Origin of the sequence: Butyrivibrio sp. NC3005 (assembly GCF_000424545.1) — a bacterium.
Taxonomy (GTDB): Bacteria; Bacillota; Clostridia; order Lachnospirales; family Lachnospiraceae; genus Butyrivibrio.
Genome location: NZ_AUKC01000007.1, coordinates 123,487 through 142,281 on the forward strand (window position 1 = coordinate 123,487; position 18,795 = coordinate 142,281).

Sequence of the window (18,795 nt, forward strand, 5' to 3'; positions counted from 1 at the left end):
AATGGGTTACAAACGAGGTATCTGTTAATTTAAGGAGGATTCTTATGAAAAGAAAGGTATTAGCAGTGTTACTTGTCGGAGCTATGACAGCAGCTCTTACAGCTTGTTCTTCATCAGATGGCAATTCAAATTCAGGAAATAATTCAGATTCATCAGCTGCAATTCGTCTTGTAAACGGAAAGCCTGAGATTGATAAACAGCTTCAGAGCCTTGCGGCTAAGTACAAAGAAGAAACAGGTCATGAAGTTCAGATTGAATCAATCGGTGGTGATACATCTGCATCTGATGCTCTTAAGACCTATTTCCAGTCAGATAATATGCCAGATATCTTCGTATCTGAAACAAATCAGTTTGCTAACTGGGAGGGAAACCTCGCTGATCTTTCTGGTGAAAAGTGGACAGAGAATACTCAATATGAGTATGTTGATTCCAAGATGGGAACAATTGGATTTCCTTATCAGGTAGAAGCAACAGGTCTTGCATATAATGCAGACGTTCTCGAAAAAGCAGGTGTTGATCCTAAGACACTTACATCCCCTGCAAAGATTCAGGAAGCATTCGAAAAAATTGACAGCAAAAAGAGTGAACTTGGTCTCACAGCAGTAGTTGGATATTGTGCAGAGCCAGCTAACCTTGGATGGTCAACTGGTACACATATTTTTGGTCAGTATCTTGATGCAGGACTTAAAGCTGACGATACTAAGTATATAGATCTTCTAAATGACGGTGGAAAGATTGATGATGCTCGTATGCAGAAGTTTGCAGACTTTATTGGTTTACTTAACAAGTATTCTGATAAGGCACTTCTTGTAGATGGAACTTATGATAATCAGGTTGGTAACTTTGCAAAAGGTGAGTATGCATTTGTAACACAGGGATCTTGGATAGGTGCTTCATTAACAACAAATGAGAACTACAAGGGATTCAAGGTTGGTTTTGCTCCTTACGCATTTGATGATGGTATTGATACAATCATTGCTGGACCATCTTCTTACTGGGCAGTATATTCCAAGGGTAATGTAGATGCAGCAAAAGCATTCCTTCAGTGGTGTTCAGAAGATTCTGCTCAGAACATTCTTGTAAATGATGCAGGTCTTATCAGCCCATTTGATAATTGTAAATATACACCTTCAGATCCATTCGCAGCAAATGTAATCGAGTACATGCAGGCAGGAAAGACAAGTGGATGGCATACATTCCTTAAGAAGACAGGTCTTGAAAATGAGACATGTCAGGTATTTGCAGATTATGCAAAGGGAAGTATTGATTCCAAGGGATTCGTTGATAAGATATCTAAAGTTATTAGCGGATACTATGCTGAATAATTTTAGTATTGCAAAAATGTGATAGTAGTAAAAAACTACTGTCAATACCTGAATGAATATAGAGGGGCAGATAAGTTTTTACTATGCTGATATGTAAAGTATGTAAGAATTATCTGCCCCAATAAATACTAATCATCAGAAAGGTTTGCGCATTTTTAGCCGGTTCTTTTTCCGGCCAAAGGGGAGGAGAAGAACCTGATAAAAACGCGCAAAGCGAGCGAAAAGAAAGTAAAAAGTTTTATTAAAGAAATGGAGGTAAGAGGAATGAATATGCTTTCACCTGGGAGAAAGATCACTTCTCTTGTATGTTTAATTGCGGGTGCTGTCTCAATGGTAGCTGCACTTGTAATGGACTTTTCAAATTCAGAAAATGCGGCACGAGGCCCACTTCTTATAATCGGAGCGCTACTAATAATAGCTGGATTATACTTTTTTCCAACATTAAAGCACCATAGAACAATTATTAATGTATTGTTCTTGTTTCCGCTTTTGTTTACTTTTGCTGTTACAGTTATCATTCCTTTGTTCTTAGGTTTGTTTTACTCATTTACAGACTGGAACGGAATACAGATGACAAAATTTGTAGGCTTTGAAAACTATATTAAGATGTTTAAACAGCCTTCATTTATATGGTCAATACTTATAACTGCATTATTTGTTATTTTCAATATGATTCTGGTTAACCTTGTAGGATTTTTGCTTGCACTTCTTTGTACATCCAAGATTAAAGGTGTTGCATTCTTTAGAGCATCATATTTCCTTCCTAACCTCATTGGTGGTATTGTACTTGGTTATATATGGCAGTTTATTTTTGCAAATGTACTCACAAAGCTTTTGAATCAGCAGTATTCATGGCTTGCTGAAACCGGAACAGCATTTCTTGCTATCATTATTGTTTATGTATGGCAGTATGCAGGTTATATTATGCTTATCTACATTACAGGACTTACACAGGTTCCTGGCGATGTAATTGAAGCTGCATCTATTGATGGTGCAAATGGTTCCCAGATGCTTTTCCTTATCAAGATACCTATGATTGCATCAACATTTACAATATGTACATTCCTTACTCTTACATCTGCGTTTAAGCAGTTCGATGTAAACCTTGCTCTTACAAAAGGTAAAGGCTCATTGGATTTCATGGATACATATTTGTCAAATGGAACAGAAATGCTTGCTCTTAACATTTATCAGACAGCTACAAAGCAGGATAATTATTCACTTGGACAGGCTAAGGCAGTATTGTTCTTCATCATTCTCGCCTCAGTATCTATTTTACAGGTAAGAATTTCTAATAAGAAGGAGGTGGAGATGTAATGAATAGAAAGCCTAAATTTAGTACATTTCTTATTGAAATGATTATAGCAATTGTAGTAGCTCTTTATGTGTTATATCCATTTTTTATAGTTGTTCTTAGTGCATTTAAGAACTCTACATCAATAACAGAAGATCCTATTGGATTTAAAAATGCTGGTTTTTCAACATTCGTAAAAAACTTAAATGATGTTGTTAATAATACACATTTTAAATTCTGGTCTGCGTTTGGAACATCTGCAGTTATAACAGTTATTTCATTATTCTTACTCGCATTATTTGGAGCAATGGCAGCATGGGTAATTTGTCGTAATCATACAGCATGGTCTAAAGGAATTTATTATATATTCATTGCATCAATGATTATTCCTTTCCAGGTTGTTATGCTTCCTTTGGTATCCACATTTAGAGATACAGGTAAGTTTATAGGAATCAGTATGTTGCAGTCAGTTCCTGGTATTATTTTCGCATACTGTGGTTTTGGTGGAGCTATGACAGTATTCATCTTGAACGGTTTCATTAAAGGTATTCCATTTACACTTGAAGAGGCTGCATATATAGATGGATGTACTCCAGAACAGACATTCTTTAAGATTGTATTTCCAATGCTTAAGCCGGTTATTATGACAGTTACTATACTTAATGGTATGTGGATTTGGAACGATTTCCTTCTTCCTAGCATGATGCTTGGATTGTCAGGAAAAGTTAAGACACTTCCTGTTGCAGTTCAGGCTTTCGTTGGTTCTTATGTAAAAGAGTGGAATATGATTCTTACAGCAGCATTTCTTGCTGTAATTCCAATGGTTATTATTTTCCTCATTGGACAGAAGCAGATTGTACAAGGTATGGTCGATGGTGCTGTAAAAGGTTAAGAAATACTAATTTGTTAATACTAAAAGGAGTTGTGCCCTTGGGCATAACTCCTTTTTTTAAATAAATAAACCAAAGACTAACGGCTTGTAAGTGTGTAAATGAATTAGATATTCTTAATAAGGTTAACCATCTCAATTGCTCCAAGCGCACATTCGTAGCCCTTGTTGCCTGCTTTGGTCCCTGCTCTTTCAATTGCCTGCTCAATAGTATCGGTCGTCAAAACTCCGAATAAAACCGGTATTCCACTTTCAAGAGAAACAGTTGCAATTCCTTTGGAAACTTCACTACAAACGTAATCATAATGACTTGTTGAACCTCTGATGACAGCACCAAGACAGATGATAGCATCATAACGTTTGGTTTGGGCCATTTTTTTGGCGATAAGAGGAATTTCGAAAGCTCCAGGAACAAGTGCTGTATCAATATAATCTTCTTTAATTCCGTGTCTAATCAGACCATCTTTGGCACCGCTTATAAGTTTGCTTACAATAAACTCATTGAAACGAGCTGCTACAATACCGATTTTAATGTTACTGTTTACTAAATTTCCTTCAATAATTGCCATTTTTAACCTCTTTTCCTTCATCTGATTAAAAAATGTATTTTCGATGAACTTTAACTTATTACAATAATTGTTTTTATTATTGAGAACCAAGATTAATTATTATTGTTATAGTTTAGAATGTGTCCCATTTTTCTTGCCTTTGTTTTTAAATAGAATAAATCAAAAGATGTTGCTGGCATTTGAATAGGTACACGTTCTTTGATGCTTAATCCATATGCTTTTAACTGATATACTTTGTCAGGATTATTGGTAAGAAGCCTAATAGAATGAACACCTAAATCTCTCAAAATCTGAGCCCCGATATAGTATTCTCGCTCGTCACCTGCAAAGCCAAGTGCAAGATTTGCTTCAAGGGTATCCATGCCCTGTTCCTGAAGAGTATAAGCTTTTAACTTATTAATAAGTCCAATTCCTCGACCTTCCTGCCTCATATAAAGAAGAATTCCTCGACCTTCGTGTTCAATTTGATTCATGGCGCTTGAAAGCTGTTGTCCGCAGTCGCATCTAAGAGATCCAAAAGTATCACCGGTAAGACATTCAGAATGAACGCGTATAAGTACATTTTCTCCGTCTCCAATGTCGCCTTTTACTAGAGCAACATGGTGCTCATTGTTCAAACGATTTACATATCCTATAGCTGTAAAATCGCCATATTTAGTAGGAAGATGGCAAGTGGCTTCTCTGTCTATAAGAATGTCATTTTCTTTTCTGTATTTAATAAGATCAGCGATAGTTATTACGGTAAGTCCCCATTTATCAGCGTGTTCTAATAATTCTGTGGTTCTCATCATAGTTCCATCTTCACGCATTATTTCGCAGCAAAGGCCTGCTTCTTTAAGACCCGCAAGGCGGCATAAATCAACTGTTGCCTCGGTATGGCCTCTTCTTTCAAGCACCCCGTTTTTTTTGGCAAGAAGAGGAAACATATGTCCTGGTCTCCTGAAATCCTCAGGAGTTGAATTCTCATCAATTACAGCCAATGCAGTAACACTTCGTTCTTTGGCGGATATTCCAGTAGTTGTTGATACATGGTCTATGGATACAGTAAAGGCAGTTTCATGGTTGTCAGTGTTATTGGTTACCATCTGAGGAAACTGAAGTTTTTTTATGTACTTTTCGGACATAGGCATGCATATTAGTCCTTTTGCATTTGTAGCCATAAAGTTTATACTGGAAGTAGTTGCAAATTCAGCAGCACATATTAAATCACCTTCATTTTCACGATCAGGATCATCGATTACCATGATTAAGTGACCTTTTTGTAATTCGGAAATAGCTTGTTGAATAGTATTAAAAGTTTTCATATAGCCTCCATGATTATATTTATAGGAATCCATTTGATGCTAAAAAATCCAATGAAAGACCTTTGTTATTAACTGGTTTCACGTTATCCATAGCATTAATGGTGTCATTTGGTATGTTCATCAAATGATAAACATATTTTCCGATTATATCTGTTTCAAGATTTACTAAATCACCTCTTTTTTTGTATTTAAGGTTAGTAACTTCTCTTGTATGGGGAATAGTTGAAACCTCAAATACATTTTGACTGTAATCAACCTTTGCAACAGTTAGGCTAATTCCATCAATTGTAATAGAGCCTCTTTCTATGATGGTTTTCATAAGATCTGAAGTAGCTTTTATAGAGAACCAAACAGCGTTTTCTTCAGTTTTTATATTGGTGATAATACCAGTTCCATCTATATGTCCTGAAACAATATGCCCACCAAAGCGTTTAGAAACAGACATAGCTCTTTCAAGATTTACAAAGGAGTTTTTGGTTACTGCAGATAAGCTGCTTTTGCGCATAGTTTGTGGCATAACATCAGCCTGAAAACAGTCTTTTGTAAAACTTGTCACAGTAAGGCAGATGCCGTTAACTGCAATTGAATCTCCAATTGCGACGTCTTCAAGAACTTTGTGCGCGCTTATAGAAATTTTTGCAGATACGGATTCATTCTTTATACATGTGATTTTTCCTAGTTCTTCAATAATACCTGTAAACACATTTCCTCCTAAATAATCTAATTACAAATCTATTTTTTTCGGATTGCTTCTATACATAAATCTTTGTCTATTTTAGTAATGTTTTCTAATTGAAAAGAGCATGCATCAGATATTAGGCAAATGCCCTTTCCCTCAACTGGAGTCTTGGCTTTGGCACCTCCAATAATAGTTGGACCTATAAAAGCAAACACTTTATTTATTAAATCTTGCTCAATAAGACTATAAGCTAGTGTTCCGCCACCTTCTATAAGGATTGAATCAATTCCCATTTGACCAAGTTTTTTCCATAGAATTCCCACGTCTATATGACCGCTTTTGAAATCAATAGGAATTTCTAATATTTCACAGAAGTTTTTTCTAAGTGCTTCAGATTTTTTTTGCATACTTTGGAGTAAATATGTATCGTATGTATCTGAGTAAGTAGTGGCATCTATAGTAGAAAAAGGTTTGCAGGCAATTATAGTTTTGATTTCTTTTGCACTTTTAACTATATTCGAGTTTTCAGATATCCTAAGGTTTGTATCACAAATAATTCTGATTGGATTTTTGGCTCCAGCCATTCTGCAATTAAGCATAGGGTTGTCAGCGATAATAGTGCCTATACCAGCCATAATTGCAGTATATTTTCCTCTGAGATGATGCACATATTTTCTGGCTTTGTCACCGGTTATCCATTTTGAATCACCGGAAGATGTACATATTTTTCCATCTAGAGTCATCGCGTATTTTAAGATGCCGTACGGAGTTTTATTTTTTATGAAGTGAAAAAAAACAGAATTAAGCTGGTCACATTCTTCTTTCAGGAAATGTGTTTCAACTTCAATTCCATGTTCCTCTAAAATTCGGATACCTTTTCCGTTTACAAAAGGGTTTGGATCATCGGAGCCGATTATAACTTTAGAAATTCCAGATTCAATAATAGCATCTGTGCAAGGTGGCTGTTTTCCAAAATGACAGCAAGGCTCTAATGTCACATAGAGTGTTGAGTCTTTCAGAGAGCTAGTACTGTTTGCAATAGCAGCTCTTTCTGCATGTAAATCTCCGTATTTAGCATGGTAACCTTCTGCAATAATCTGGTTGTCTTTGACTATAACCGCACCTACCATTGGATTAGGGGATACGAATCCTTCACCAAGTTTTGCAAGTTCAATTGCCCTTCTCATGTATTTTTTTTCAGCCATATTTAACCCCTTTACAATAGTTTTGGGCAACAAAAAAAGCCCTGAAACAATTCAGGGCAGTAGTTTGCGAAAACAATAGCTAATAATTGTTCTAAGCTAAACATTTTTTGTGAATAAATCAATAACTTGAACTATATTAGCTATTGCCAAATCAATCTTCTTTCATCCAGACTTAAAGCGAATGCTTTACACTGTCGGTACCAGAATCTCACTGGTTCATGCCTTACGGCTCGCGGACTCCAAACAAAAAGTTTGTTACCGCCGGTCGGGATTTACACCCTGCCCTGAAGAATATTAAATTCTTAAACGAAATTGTTTGAAATTTCAGTAAAAAATCATAATTTATGTAAATAGTAAAATAAAAATTATTTTATGTCAACACCTGATTTTACAATTTGATCGAAGTAAGCACAAAAATGCCTGCTACTATTTTGAAATAGTAACGATATTTGAAACCTGGTTTGTCAGATAATCCTCTTTTCCATCATTATAGAGTACATGTAGCCTTAATTTAGAATCAAGTTCTAGGACTAGAGCTTTCTGACAAGAGTTCTGCCGGTGAACAGTAATAGTTTTTCCAAGGGTATTGCATAACTTTTCATATTCTTTTGCAAAACATAATTTATCGCCATTTAAGAATCGTTCGTAGTAGCCTAGAAAATAATCCAAAAACAGTGCACATATTTTGTTCCTTGCATCATCAAACTTTTCCTCCCAAACGTATCCGGCACTTTTTTGCAGTTCATCAGGAAAACCTTCTGAAGGCGGATAGAGATTTACTCCACACCCAACTACGGCATATTCAAGAAAACCAGTATCCATATCAAATGCACCTTCAGTCAGAACACCGCTTATTTTCTTTTTATCAAGAAAAAGATCATTTAACCATTTGATCCCGATTTTTTTGTTGCTTAAGTCTATTAAAGCTTTACACATAGAAAGTGTACCGATGCAAGTAAGGAATCTGGAGTCTGTCTTGCTGAAAGGAAGTTTGCATGGCATTAACAAAAGACTCATATATAATCCTGTTCCATCTGGAGAAAAAAACTTGTGGTCTCCATGACCTCGTCCCTTGGTCTGCTTATCAGAAAGAATGACCACAATATGATTATTATTATGTTGATACTTTCCTGATAAAACATCGTCTTTTGCTATTTGGTTAGTAGATGTGACTTCATTTTTTATTTGAAATTCCAGATTGAAAGAATCTGTTTTTAAGTATGATCTAATATGACTTTCGTTAAGAACATCATTACAACAGCTTAGTGCGTAGCCTTTATTAGTGACAGCATCAATTTTGTAACCTGATTTTTGTAAAGTTTTAATAGCTTTCCAAATTGCAGCTCTAGATACACCAAGTTCTGAGGCAAGCTGCTCTCCAGAAAAATAAGTTCCTTTATTACTATCAAGAATGGAAAAAATTTTTTCCCTTGTAGACATCTTTACTCCCTTCTAAATACGCACTGTATCTACATAATACCATAAAAATTGTTATTTTTATATTTTTTATTGAGTTATTTTCGGTAAAAGAGTAATATATATATGTTAATAAACACGATTATTTTTTGAGGAGATAGAAATGAAGAGAAAATATAGCGTTTCCAAGAAAATCGAAGATGAGAAGGCAAGTGCAGCTTTGAAGGAAGTTAGTGCAGTTGAAGGTTGTATTAGCGTTGAGTTTTCAGAAGATAAAAATTTTCTTATTGTTGAAGCAAGGGATGATGCTTATACAGACGTTATGAATCTTGCTGTAAATGTATTCGCTAGATTATGCGATGATGCAAAGCTTAGCTTTGATTCTTTTATAATGTAAAAAGAATTTGTTGTTCTAGTCAGGTTAAAGCAAGTAATTAAAAATGTAACTTGATTTTTACTTATTACCGATATAGAATGTAGATGTAAAAATTAAAATGAAATATTGAATAGAAGATTCTTCAGGGTAGGGTGCAAATCCCAACCGGCGGTGAGAAAGAAGTCCGCGAGCCGAAAGGCATGAACCAGTGAGATTCTGGTACCGACAGTGTAAAGCCTATGCTTTAAGTCTGGATGAGAGAAGAAAATTTTTTTGTGTATTACCATACCCTGAGTTTATCTACTCATGGTATGGTTTTTTTTATTACTTTTTTAGGAGGAAAAATGGATAATTTTTTAAACAAAAAAATGTCAAAAACAATATCAAAGAAAAAAGTGAATGTTCGTCATATAACTGCTACAGGAATTCTTTCAGCTGTTGCATTTGTGCTGATGGTTCTGGAAATTCCAGTGTTCTTTATGCCGTTTTTTATTAAATTTGACTTTTCGGATTTTCCGGCTCTTATTGGAGCTTTCGCACTTGGACCAATCTATGGAGTGTTGATTGAGTTTATTAAAAATCTTCTACATGTACTTATGTCAGGAAGTTTTGGGGTAGGCGAGATTTCAAACTTTCTTCTTGGAGCGGTATTTACTGGAGTAGCAGGATTTATTTATCAGCGTTCAATGACTAAGAAAGGTGCAATGATAGGAGTGGCAGCAGGCTCAATTGCTATGGCGATTATGTCATATCCTTTCAACCTTTTTATTGTATATCCTATTTATTATCAGTTTATGGATAAAGCGTTAATTCTCAAGGCTTATAACGATATTCTTCCTTTTGTTCACAGTATTGAAGCAAGCCTTTTGATTTTTAATGTTCCATTTACCCTTCTTAAGGGAATTGCTGATTCTATTTTGACATTTGTTCTTTATAAGAGTGTTTCTCCATTAATCAAGGGAAAATACAATAGATAATACAAGAAAGTAAGTCTAAAACTAATTGAAAAAAAGGTTACAAGTCATATCCTTTGACAAGTAACCTTTTTATTGTGTCCATAAATGTTATTGAGTGTTTAATAGACATTTATGAATGAGGCCCTTTTAGTTGTGCTTCTAAAAGGTGAGTGCCCTACTCGAGTTAGATAGGGGTTGAGGGGCTCCAAATAGAGAGGGATTCTATCTGGAAGCAATTATGAAAAGATTGTCACCGAAAACAAAAAACTTTGTGTAACCATATCTAGTAACAAGTTGTTTATTGCTTTCGATGGTTTTATGATAAAAATATAAACTTAAACGAAGCACAAAAGAATGTGAAAATACTGTGAAGAAAAAAGAATGGGCAGGGACTTTCAATATGGAAAAAACAGATGTGAAAAGGCTAAGTTTAATAGATTCCATTAGAGGAATTACTATAATCAGCATGATTTTGTACCACTTTTGTTGGGATTTGGTTTATATTTTAGGATTTAATCTGCAGTGGTTCTTCGAAAGAGAAGCTCTTATATGGGAACAATCAATATGTATGAGCTTTATTGTTATTTCTGGATTTTGCGCTGCTTTTTCCAAACACACTGTCACAAGAGGAGTAAAGATATTTATTCTTGGAATTATTATAACAATAGTTACTTCCCTTATAATACCTGAAAATGTAATCTACTTTGGAATTTTGACATTAATAGGATCAGCTATGTTTTTTACTGGAGTTTTTAAAAAAGCACTTATCAAAATCCCATCAGTTTTGGGAGTGGTTTTATTCTTTTTGTTATTCGTTGTTACCTATAAAACAGGAATGGGTAATCTTCAATTTTTTGGCAAAAAACTAATTGAGTTACCACGATTTTTATATAGAAACTATTTTACAACCTATTTAGGATTTAAGCATGAAGGTTTTGTTTCTTCGGACTATTTTCCAATAATACCTTGGATGTTTTTATATTTATGTGGATTTTATATATCACGCATAGTGTTAAATGAAATTGAAAAAGGAAAAAAGTTTTGCGTACTTGAAAAAAGGATTCCGATTTTTGATATAATAGGCAGACATGCATTAATAATATATATGCTCCATCAGGTTGTATTATATCTTATTAGCTATGTTTTGATGATGTTTTTTCATTATTATGATATGATATAGGCGTTAAAAACGTTACTACTTACTTGCTTATAGCTTGTTTTTGTAACAATTTTCGCTTTGTTTAATTATAATAGAAAGTGTGTTATATGAATATAAAGAAGATACAAACCAATAATCCAGAAGAAACATTTGATTTTGGCAAAAAATTAGGCGAAAGTGTTGAAAAAGGCACTGTAATTACTCTAATTGGTGATCTTGGAGTAGGCAAAACGGTTTTTACCCAGGGACTTGCCAAGGGGTTAGGTATTGAAGGCCCGATTAATAGTCCGACTTTTACTATTGTCCAGATTTATGAAGAAGGAAGAATTCCACTTTATCATTTTGATGTATATCGTATTGGTGATATTTCAGAAATGGATGAAATCGGATATGAAGACTATTTTTATGGTGAAGGAGTGTGCCTGATTGAGTGGGCAAACTTAATAGAAGAAATTCTTCCAGAACACTATACTCAAGTTGTTATTGAAAAAGATTTATCACAGGGATTAGATTATAGATTGATAACAGTCACCCAAATATAATCCATCTGTCAAAATAATATATAAAAAGTAGTTTAGAAAGAAAAGAAAATGAAAATTTTAGCAATTGATACTTCGGGAATGACATGTACAGTCGCTGTTTCTAGCGATGGCATGCTTATGTCACAATTTTCAATACAGTTTAAAACAACACATTCACAAATCCTTATGCCGATGATAAATGACATAAAGGAGAAAATCAATCTTGATTTAAACTCGGTAGATGCTATAGCAATAGCAAATGGCCCAGGCTCTTTTACTGGACTAAGAATTGGACTTGCTACAGCCAAAGCCCTCTGCCTTGCACTTGATAAGCCACTTATTCAAGTGCCTACATTAGATGCAATGGCAATGAATTTCTATGGAACAGATAAAATAGTCTGTCCGATGATGGATGCAAGACGTATGCAGGTTTATACTGGAGTTTATGAATTTGTCGAGAAAAAAGATGATGATTTTGAACGCTCTTATGATTTTAGAGTAGTAAAAGAGCAGGAGGCATTATCACTCGAAGAAATAGTAAGTGTTCTTAATGGATTAAATAAAGAGGTTATCCTTCTTGGGGATGCAATTCCGGTATATAAAGACAAAATAAAAGAACTCCTGAAAGTTCCATATACTTGTGCGCCGCTAATGAACAACAGACAAAATGCTGCTTCATTAAGTTTTATTGCAGAACAATACTATAAAGAAGGAAAAGCTATTCTTGCAGACGATGCTTCGCCTACCTATTTAAGACCTTCTCAGGCAGAGCGTACAGCAGCTGATAAAACGAATCTTCCAAAAACAGCTATAAAGACAGGACTTCCAGAAAGAGTCTTCATACGTCTTATGACAGAAAAAGATTTAGATAGCGCTGCTTACCTTGAACAAAGTAATCTTGGAAAAGAGGCATGGACTAGAAGCCAGCTTGAAAATGCAATGAATAGAGAAGATACTATTTACCTTGTTGCAGAAAAAAATAAAGAGATTGTTGGCTTATGTGGTGTTCAAAATATCTCAGGAGATGGCGAAATTACCAATGTTTCAGTTTCTGATAAATGTAGAAATGAAGGAATAGGCAGCAAGATGCTTCATCAGCTTCTCGAAAGAGGAAAAGGAATAGGAATAGAGAATTATACTCTTGAAGTACGATCTAATAATATGCCAGCCATAAAGCTTTATGAGAAACTTCATTTTGTATCAGAAGGAATAAGACCGGGTTTTTATGATCAGCCCAAAGATGATGCAGTTATATATTGGCTTAGAAAATAACCAGATAGATTATAATGGTAAAAGAGTAGCTGACATTTAAAAAGTTATTGTCACTATTAAAAATAACAAACATCAACTATACGTGATGATTGCTTAAAGTTTGACTTATAAAAACCGATAATCAATGTAGTACGTATAAAAAAGAAAGTAGAACAGAGGATTTAATGATAGATGTATGTTTGCTTGGAACCGGTGGAATGATGCCGCTTCCATATAGATATTTGACTTCGCTAATGCTTCGATATAATGGAAAAAGCATTTTGGTAGATTGCGGAGAGGCTACACAGATTGCAATGAAAAAGGTTGGGTGGAGCCCTAATCCTATTGATATTATTTGCTTTACTCATTATCATGCAGATCACATTTCCGGACTTCCGGGAATGCTTCTTACAATGGGAAATGCAGAAAGGCAGGAGCCTCTTACATTGATGGGTCCACGAGGACTTGAAAAAGTAGTAAATAGTCTTAGGATAATAGCACCTGAACTTCCTTTCGAAATAAAGTTTAAAGAATTTGGTAGTCCACTTGAGCGTATAGAACCAGATAATATGCCCGGATTTTCGATTGATGCTTTTAAAGTTAATCATAATGTTACCTGTTATGGATATAGTTTTAAATTATCAAGAGCTGGAAAATTCTCAGTAGAAAGAGCCAAAGAAAATAATATTCCGGTAAGTTATTGGTCACGTTTGCAAAAAGGCGAGACTATTGTAACAGAAGATGGAAAAGTTTTTACAAGTGATATGGTTCTTGGAAAGCCAAGAGAAGGCATACACCTTACGTATACAACAGATACTAGACCTACCGAAAGCATTTTGGAAAATGCCAAAAATTCAAATCTGTTTATCTGTGAAGGAATGTATGGTGAAGATGAAAAACTTCCTAAAGCAAAAGAGCATAAACATATGCTTTTTTCAGAAGCTGCAACGCTGGCACTTAAAGCCAATGTAAAAGAACTTTGGCTCACCCATTACAGTCCGGCACTTATGAATCCAAAAGATTTTTTACCCAAAGCAAAGAGTATTTTTCCTCAAACTATAGCTGCAAAAGATGGAAGAATGACAACATTAGTATATCCTGAAGAGTAACATCAATAATTGTTTTGTTGGATTATGGAAAGGACAATGCTATGTCAGAAAAATCAAGTAAAGCTAAAAAAAGTGCATTAATGAAAGTTTTTGCAATGGTTATTTTAGGTGGAATTGTAGCATGGGGAATTCTTATGCAGTTTAATAGAGTCCTCAACAATGATACTTCAGAGAATGCAAATGATTTTTCTAAAATGCCTTTGGTAGATCAACTTACAGGATTGAATCTTGATAATGCATATCCAGGGACAGCAAACGGCGTAGTAGAATTATATGCCAAAATAATGATGGCTACTTATAATGAGGAGTATACAAAGCAGCAATTAGATAAGTTGTTAGAGCAAAATTACAAATTGCTGGACAAAGAACTTCAGGAAAATCAGGGAAGCTATGAAAATTATGCAGCTTCTATGAAAAAAGAGATAGATTCTAAGAAAAAAGAAGAAATAACAATATCTTTGTATATTTTAGCAGATGAAAGCGATGTGAAATATTATACAAATGATGATAAAAAAATGGCATCAACTGATTGTCAGTTTGTTGTGCGTCAGAAAGCACAGGCAAATACTTTTAACTACAATTTTGTATTGAGACAGGAAACAGAAAGCGGAAAGCACTGGAAAATAGTTGGATGGCAGATAAAAGAGGAAGATGATACACCGGAACTTGATAGATTACTTGGCATGGATCTTTCTTCTGAGTACCCTGAAAAACCAGAAAAAGTAGTAGAATTGTTTTCTAGAGTCACCAAACAGCTCTATAATGATACAGTGACAGATGCTCAGTTTGAAAAGCTTGGAAATCTTCGGCAGGCACTGTATGATGAAGAATTAATTGCTAATCAGCCGGGAAATATTAATGATGCTCTTAGACAGGAAGTATACAAGAAAAAGAGTGATGGTATTACCATGGCAGCTTTTGTAGTAGATGACAAGAAAGATGTTGTCTACAGTACAGTTGATGGAAGAGAATGTAGCAAGTTAAAATGCATGTTCTCAATGCGTAGTACAGCAAGTAGACAGATAGTTACATATTCCTTCACGCTGAGAAAAGATAACAATAATCTGTGGAAAATTGTCGGATGGGAGACGTTTGAAACAGATGAAAAGTAATAAGATTTGGAAGTAAGAAAATGAAAATTGATAAGACAACAGAAGAAGACGGAATGATAATGATGTCCGTAAAACTTGATGAAACAAGGACATCAGAAACAGATGAACAGGAATTAAAAGAAAAAAAACATATAACAATTTTGGCAATAGAAAGCAGCTGTGACGAAACAGCAGCTGCAGTTGTAAGAGATGGAAGAGAAGTGTTATCTAATATTATATCTTCACAGATAGCTCTTCATACAATATACGGAGGTGTAGTACCTGAAATTGCTTCAAGAAAGCATGTTGAAAAGATAAACTACTGCATAAGAAATGCACTTGAGGAAGCAAAAGTATCATTAAAAGATATCGATGCGATAGCTGTTACCTATGGTCCGGGACTTGTTGGAGCACTTTTGGTTGGTGTATCTGCCGCAAAGGCATTAAGCTTTGCAACAGATATACCTCTTATTGGTGTACATCATATAGAGGGACATATTAGTGCCAACTATATTGAAAATAAAGATTTAGAACCACCGTTTGTGTGTCTTGTTGTATCTGGAGGTCATTCTCATCTTGTCGTAGTCAAGAATTATGGCGAGTATGAAATAATAGGTCAGACAAGAGATGATGCAGCTGGAGAAGCTTTTGATAAAGTTGCAAGAGCAATAGGATTAGGCTATCCAGGCGGTCCTAAAATAGATAAAGCAGCTAAAGAAGGAAATCCGGATGCAATAGAATTTCCTCAGGCAAAGATAAATGATGCGGAATATGATTTTAGTTTTAGTGGACTTAAATCGGCGGTTTTAAACTACATTAATATGGCCAATATGCAAGGACAGGAAGTTAATAAAAATGATCTTGCTGCATCCTTCCAGAAATCAGTGGTAGGTGTATTAACTGAACATGCTATGAAAGCTGTCAAAGAATATGGATGTAATAAACTAGCAATTGCCGGAGGAGTTGCATCTAATTCTGCTCTACGTGCTTCTCTTGAAGAGGCGTGTAAAAAAGAAGGCGTGAAGTTTTATAGACCATCTCCAATTCTTTGCACAGATAATGCAGCAATGATTGGTGCTGCCGGATACTATGAGTATTTGAAGGGAACAAGAAGTGGGCTAGATTTAAATGCTATACCAAATCTTGCTCTTGGTGAACGTGAACGAAAATTTCATGCAAATTATAAGAAAGAAAAATAATATTCTGGCTAGAAAAAGAACGTATAAAAAATCTTGATAGGAAAATAAGTAGGTATATAAAGACGACTTATTTTGGGGATTGGAATAAAGTATTTAAACTGGAGAATAACTGCTAATGGAAAAAGAAAAGACATCAGCTGTAGTACTTGCTGCTGGAAATGGTAGCAGAATGCATAGTAAAGTTAAAAAGCAATATATGGAGGTAAATGGAAAACCGCTTATTTTTTATGCTCTCCAAAAATTTCAGGAAAGTTTTATAGAAGAAATTGTCTTAGTTGTTTCTAAAGGCGATATTGAATATTGCCAGAAAGAAATAGTAGAAAAATACAATTTTTCTAAGGCGAAAAAAATCGTAGAAGGTGGCAAAGAACGTTATGATTCAGTAAGAAACGGTCTTCATGCACTTTCAAGTGATACCCGATATGTAATGATACATGATGGAGCAAGACCTTTTATTACAGAAGACATACTTGAACGAGCGTTAAATGGAGCAAGAGAAAACAAAGCATGCGTTGTGGGAATGCCTGTAAAAGATACCATAAAAATAATTGATGAAAATAAATTTGCAATTGAAACTCCAAATAGAAGCTTACTTTGGCTTGTGCAGACCCCTCAAACATTTGAATATAAGCTAATATTGGATTTGTATGATCAGCTGGAAGAAAAAAGCGAAGAATTAAAGAAAAAAGGAATTAACATTACAGATGACGCCATGGTTGTTGAAACTCTTTCTGATGTTAGGGTTAAGCTTATAGAAGGCTCCTATAACAATATAAAGATTACAACTCCGGAGGATATAAGGACTGCCGAAGACATTATTAGGACAATGTTGTAATTACATAAGATGAAACTTTGGGTTGCAGAGAAATAGGAACTAGACTGCTTGATATGGTTTCTTGTTGAGATTATAGGATGATTATTGGAAAGAAGTTAAAGAAGCTATATTTAAATTTTTCTGAAAACTAATTGTTTTTGAAAATCATTGTTTTGCTTGCTGCAAAACGGATAAGACATGTTTGGGGAATGGTTTGATTTAGTATAGATTTTTGTCACTGCGTTCCAAAAACTACGCAAACTGGCCATTTGAAAAGGCTTCGCCTTGGACCAGTTTGCCACTTGACTTTTGTTCTCACGAAACTCGCAGTAAATGCGAGTTTCTGAATGAAGTTGACAAGAAGTCATAACTTCTTGCTGAGATTTAGGATAATCATCGGCAAGAATCCTGCTTCGCAGGACAAAATTTGTCTTAACGACAAATTTTGGTCCGGTACAGTTATTGATTTTCTTGATGAAAACAATAACCTATAGATAATTAGTGCGTTTTTACTGAGGATAATAGGTTTTTGGTACTAAAAAATTCACGAATAAATAAACACAAAAATACGGTATAAAAATTTATAAAAAAGTTTTGAAAAACGCTTGACACATATAACACACTCTGATAATATATATCTTGCGTTGCGGCGAACAAACACAGCGCAAACAAAAAGATTACGTAAGTAATATTTATGGAGCGATATCGAAGCGGTCATAACGAGGCGGTCTTGAAAACCGTTTGGCGGCAACGCCACAAGGGTTCGAATCCCTTTCGCTCCGCTTGGTTGGGACAATGTTCAGGGAGATATTTGGACATGTCGCTATGTAAAAAGATTAAACCTAAGTCGATAGGATATGGTTTATGAATCAACCTAGATTGCAGAAGTACTCAAGTGGTTGAAGAGACACCCCTGGAAAGGGTGCAGGTCGTTAATAGCGGCGCGAGGGTTCAAATCCCTCCTTCTGCGTTTTCTATCTTAAGGATAGGAAGTACCAACAAAGAACTTTGACAATTAAATAGTAATGCAACCCTGAAAATTCCAGCGTTTCAATTAAATTGAAACAAAAGAAATTCAGAGAACAAAACCTAACAAGGTAAATTATGATTGGTATAGCCACCAATCACCAATTGATTTTAAATCAATTGCGGAGCAGAATTATTCTGAGAAGTCAGTGTAATTCTGAACCAGAGAATAATTGGTAGTATGATTGTTGCTTGCTTTCAGATTTTCGCATTTGCTGCGAAAATCGTAAGAAAATGAATCAAGTAACAAACGGGTTTACAGCGAAGCTATTTGGAATAACCTGTTTGTTTGATTCTTGGAGCAGAGCAGCAAGAATATATAAAACTGAGAGTTCGATCCTGGCTCAGGATGAACGCTGGCGGCGTGCCTAACACATGCAAGTCGAACGGAGTTTGTAGAACGGAAGTCTTCGGATGGAAGATTTATAAACTTAGTGGCGGACGGGGGAGTAACGCGTGGGGAACCTGCCTCGTACAGGGGGATAGCAGCTGGAAACGGCTGGTAAAACCGCATAAGCGCACAACTTCGCATGAAGGAGTGTGAAAATATTTATAGGTACGAGATGGGCCCGCGTCTGATTAGCCAGTTGGCAGGGTAACGGCCTACCAAAG

Annotated in this window: 17 protein-coding genes, 2 tRNA genes, 1 rRNA gene and 2 riboswitches; of the genes, 15 read left to right on the top strand and 5 right to left on the bottom strand. The window is 35.2% G+C overall.

The window, feature by feature from the left end:
• Window positions 1–44 precede the first annotated feature (44 nt).
• From G634_RS0103575 to G634_RS0103585, 3 genes are all read left to right on the top strand, one after another.
• Window positions 45–1,325 carry an ABC transporter substrate-binding protein gene (locus G634_RS0103575; RefSeq protein ID WP_026504137.1) on the top strand — a complete coding sequence of 427 codons (1,281 nt, stop codon included), beginning with the start codon at window positions 45–47 and terminating at the stop codon, window positions 1,323–1,325.
• Between the two features lie 270 nt (window positions 1,326–1,595).
• On the top strand, window positions 1,596–2,642 hold the full coding sequence (locus G634_RS0103580) for a carbohydrate ABC transporter permease (RefSeq protein ID WP_442855629.1): 1,047 nt from the start codon (window positions 1,596–1,598) through the stop codon (window positions 2,640–2,642).
• Window positions 2,642–3,511: a carbohydrate ABC transporter permease gene (locus G634_RS0103585; RefSeq protein WP_026504139.1), complete on the top strand. Its 870-nt coding sequence runs from the start codon at window positions 2,642–2,644 to the stop codon at window positions 3,509–3,511. The genes G634_RS0103580 and G634_RS0103585 overlap by 1 nt, the downstream gene beginning before the upstream one ends.
• Window positions 3,512–3,615: 104 nt before the next feature.
• On the opposite strand, the gene ribH is transcribed toward G634_RS0103585, so the two are convergent.
• The 5 genes from ribH to G634_RS0103610 form a co-directional block, all read right to left on the bottom strand.
• Window positions 3,616–4,077: a 6,7-dimethyl-8-ribityllumazine synthase gene (gene ribH / locus G634_RS0103590; RefSeq protein WP_026504140.1), complete on the bottom strand. Its 462-nt coding sequence runs from the start codon at window positions 4,075–4,077 to the stop codon at window positions 3,616–3,618.
• A 92-nt stretch (window positions 4,078–4,169) separates the two neighbouring features.
• Complete coding sequence (locus tag G634_RS0103595; RefSeq protein ID WP_026504141.1) at window positions 4,170–5,381, bottom strand: bifunctional 3,4-dihydroxy-2-butanone-4-phosphate synthase/GTP cyclohydrolase II; 1,212 nt, start codon at window positions 5,379–5,381, stop codon at window positions 4,170–4,172.
• Between the two features lie 19 nt (window positions 5,382–5,400).
• Window positions 5,401–6,084 carry a riboflavin synthase gene (locus G634_RS0103600; protein WP_026504142.1) on the bottom strand — a complete coding sequence of 228 codons (684 nt, stop codon included), beginning with the start codon at window positions 6,082–6,084 and terminating at the stop codon, window positions 5,401–5,403.
• Window positions 6,085–6,113: 29 nt separating this feature from the next.
• Window positions 6,114–7,265, bottom strand: coding sequence for a bifunctional diaminohydroxyphosphoribosylaminopyrimidine deaminase/5-amino-6-(5-phosphoribosylamino)uracil reductase RibD (gene ribD, locus G634_RS0103605; protein ID WP_026504143.1), 1,152 nt, complete (start codon window positions 7,263–7,265; stop codon window positions 6,114–6,116).
• 150 nt (window positions 7,266–7,415) lie between these two features.
• Window positions 7,416–7,561: riboswitch (FMN riboswitch) on the bottom strand.
• Window positions 7,562–7,691: 130 nt separating this feature from the next.
• Window positions 7,692–8,705 (bottom strand): biotin--[acetyl-CoA-carboxylase] ligase, encoded by a 1,014-nt coding sequence (locus G634_RS0103610; RefSeq protein ID WP_026504144.1) that lies wholly within the window; start codon window positions 8,703–8,705, stop codon window positions 7,692–7,694.
• Between the two features lie 139 nt (window positions 8,706–8,844).
• On the opposite strand from G634_RS0103610, the gene G634_RS0103615 reads away from it, so the two are divergent.
• The 12 genes from G634_RS0103615 to G634_RS0103670 all read left to right on the top strand — a co-directional run.
• On the top strand, window positions 8,845–9,078 hold the full coding sequence (locus tag G634_RS0103615; protein WP_026504145.1) for a hypothetical protein: 234 nt from the start codon (window positions 8,845–8,847) through the stop codon (window positions 9,076–9,078).
• A gap of 113 nt (window positions 9,079–9,191) precedes the next feature.
• Window positions 9,192–9,327: riboswitch (FMN riboswitch) on the top strand.
• Between the two features lie 74 nt (window positions 9,328–9,401).
• Entirely contained in the window at window positions 9,402–10,034 is a 633-nt protein-coding gene (locus tag G634_RS0103620; RefSeq protein ID WP_026504146.1) for an ECF transporter S component, read from the top strand.
• Between the two features lie 379 nt (window positions 10,035–10,413).
• Window positions 10,414–11,193: a heparan-alpha-glucosaminide N-acetyltransferase domain-containing protein gene (locus G634_RS0103625; protein WP_026504147.1), complete on the top strand. Its 780-nt coding sequence runs from the start codon at window positions 10,414–10,416 to the stop codon at window positions 11,191–11,193.
• A gap of 86 nt (window positions 11,194–11,279) precedes the next feature.
• Entirely contained in the window at window positions 11,280–11,714 is a 435-nt protein-coding gene (gene tsaE / locus G634_RS0103630) for a tRNA (adenosine(37)-N6)-threonylcarbamoyltransferase complex ATPase subunit type 1 TsaE (protein WP_035798741.1), read from the top strand.
• A 48-nt stretch (window positions 11,715–11,762) separates the two neighbouring features.
• Window positions 11,763–12,965, top strand: a complete 1,203-nt coding sequence (tsaB, locus tag G634_RS20700; RefSeq protein WP_026504149.1) for a tRNA (adenosine(37)-N6)-threonylcarbamoyltransferase complex dimerization subunit type 1 TsaB — start codon at window positions 11,763–11,765, stop codon at window positions 12,963–12,965.
• A 164-nt stretch (window positions 12,966–13,129) separates the two neighbouring features.
• Entirely contained in the window at window positions 13,130–14,053 is a 924-nt protein-coding gene (locus tag G634_RS0103640) for a ribonuclease Z (protein WP_026504150.1), read from the top strand.
• 41 nt (window positions 14,054–14,094) lie between these two features.
• A complete protein-coding gene (locus G634_RS0103645; RefSeq protein ID WP_026504151.1) occupies window positions 14,095–15,165 on the top strand; it encodes a DUF6715 family protein in 1,071 nt (356 codons plus the stop codon).
• A gap of 62 nt (window positions 15,166–15,227) precedes the next feature.
• Window positions 15,228–16,343, top strand: coding sequence for a tRNA (adenosine(37)-N6)-threonylcarbamoyltransferase complex transferase subunit TsaD (gene tsaD, locus G634_RS17865; RefSeq protein WP_051233661.1), 1,116 nt, complete (start codon window positions 15,228–15,230; stop codon window positions 16,341–16,343).
• Window positions 16,344–16,458: 115 nt separating this feature from the next.
• Window positions 16,459–17,178 carry a 2-C-methyl-D-erythritol 4-phosphate cytidylyltransferase gene (ispD, locus tag G634_RS0103655; protein ID WP_026504152.1) on the top strand — a complete coding sequence of 240 codons (720 nt, stop codon included), beginning with the start codon at window positions 16,459–16,461 and terminating at the stop codon, window positions 17,176–17,178.
• Between the two features lie 675 nt (window positions 17,179–17,853).
• Window positions 17,854–17,939: transfer RNA gene (locus tag G634_RS0103660), tRNA-Ser, on the top strand.
• A gap of 99 nt (window positions 17,940–18,038) precedes the next feature.
• Window positions 18,039–18,127, top strand: a tRNA-Ser gene (locus G634_RS0103665).
• A 377-nt stretch (window positions 18,128–18,504) separates the two neighbouring features.
• A 16S ribosomal RNA gene (locus tag G634_RS0103670) occupies window positions 18,505–18,795 on the top strand; the annotation flags it as partial.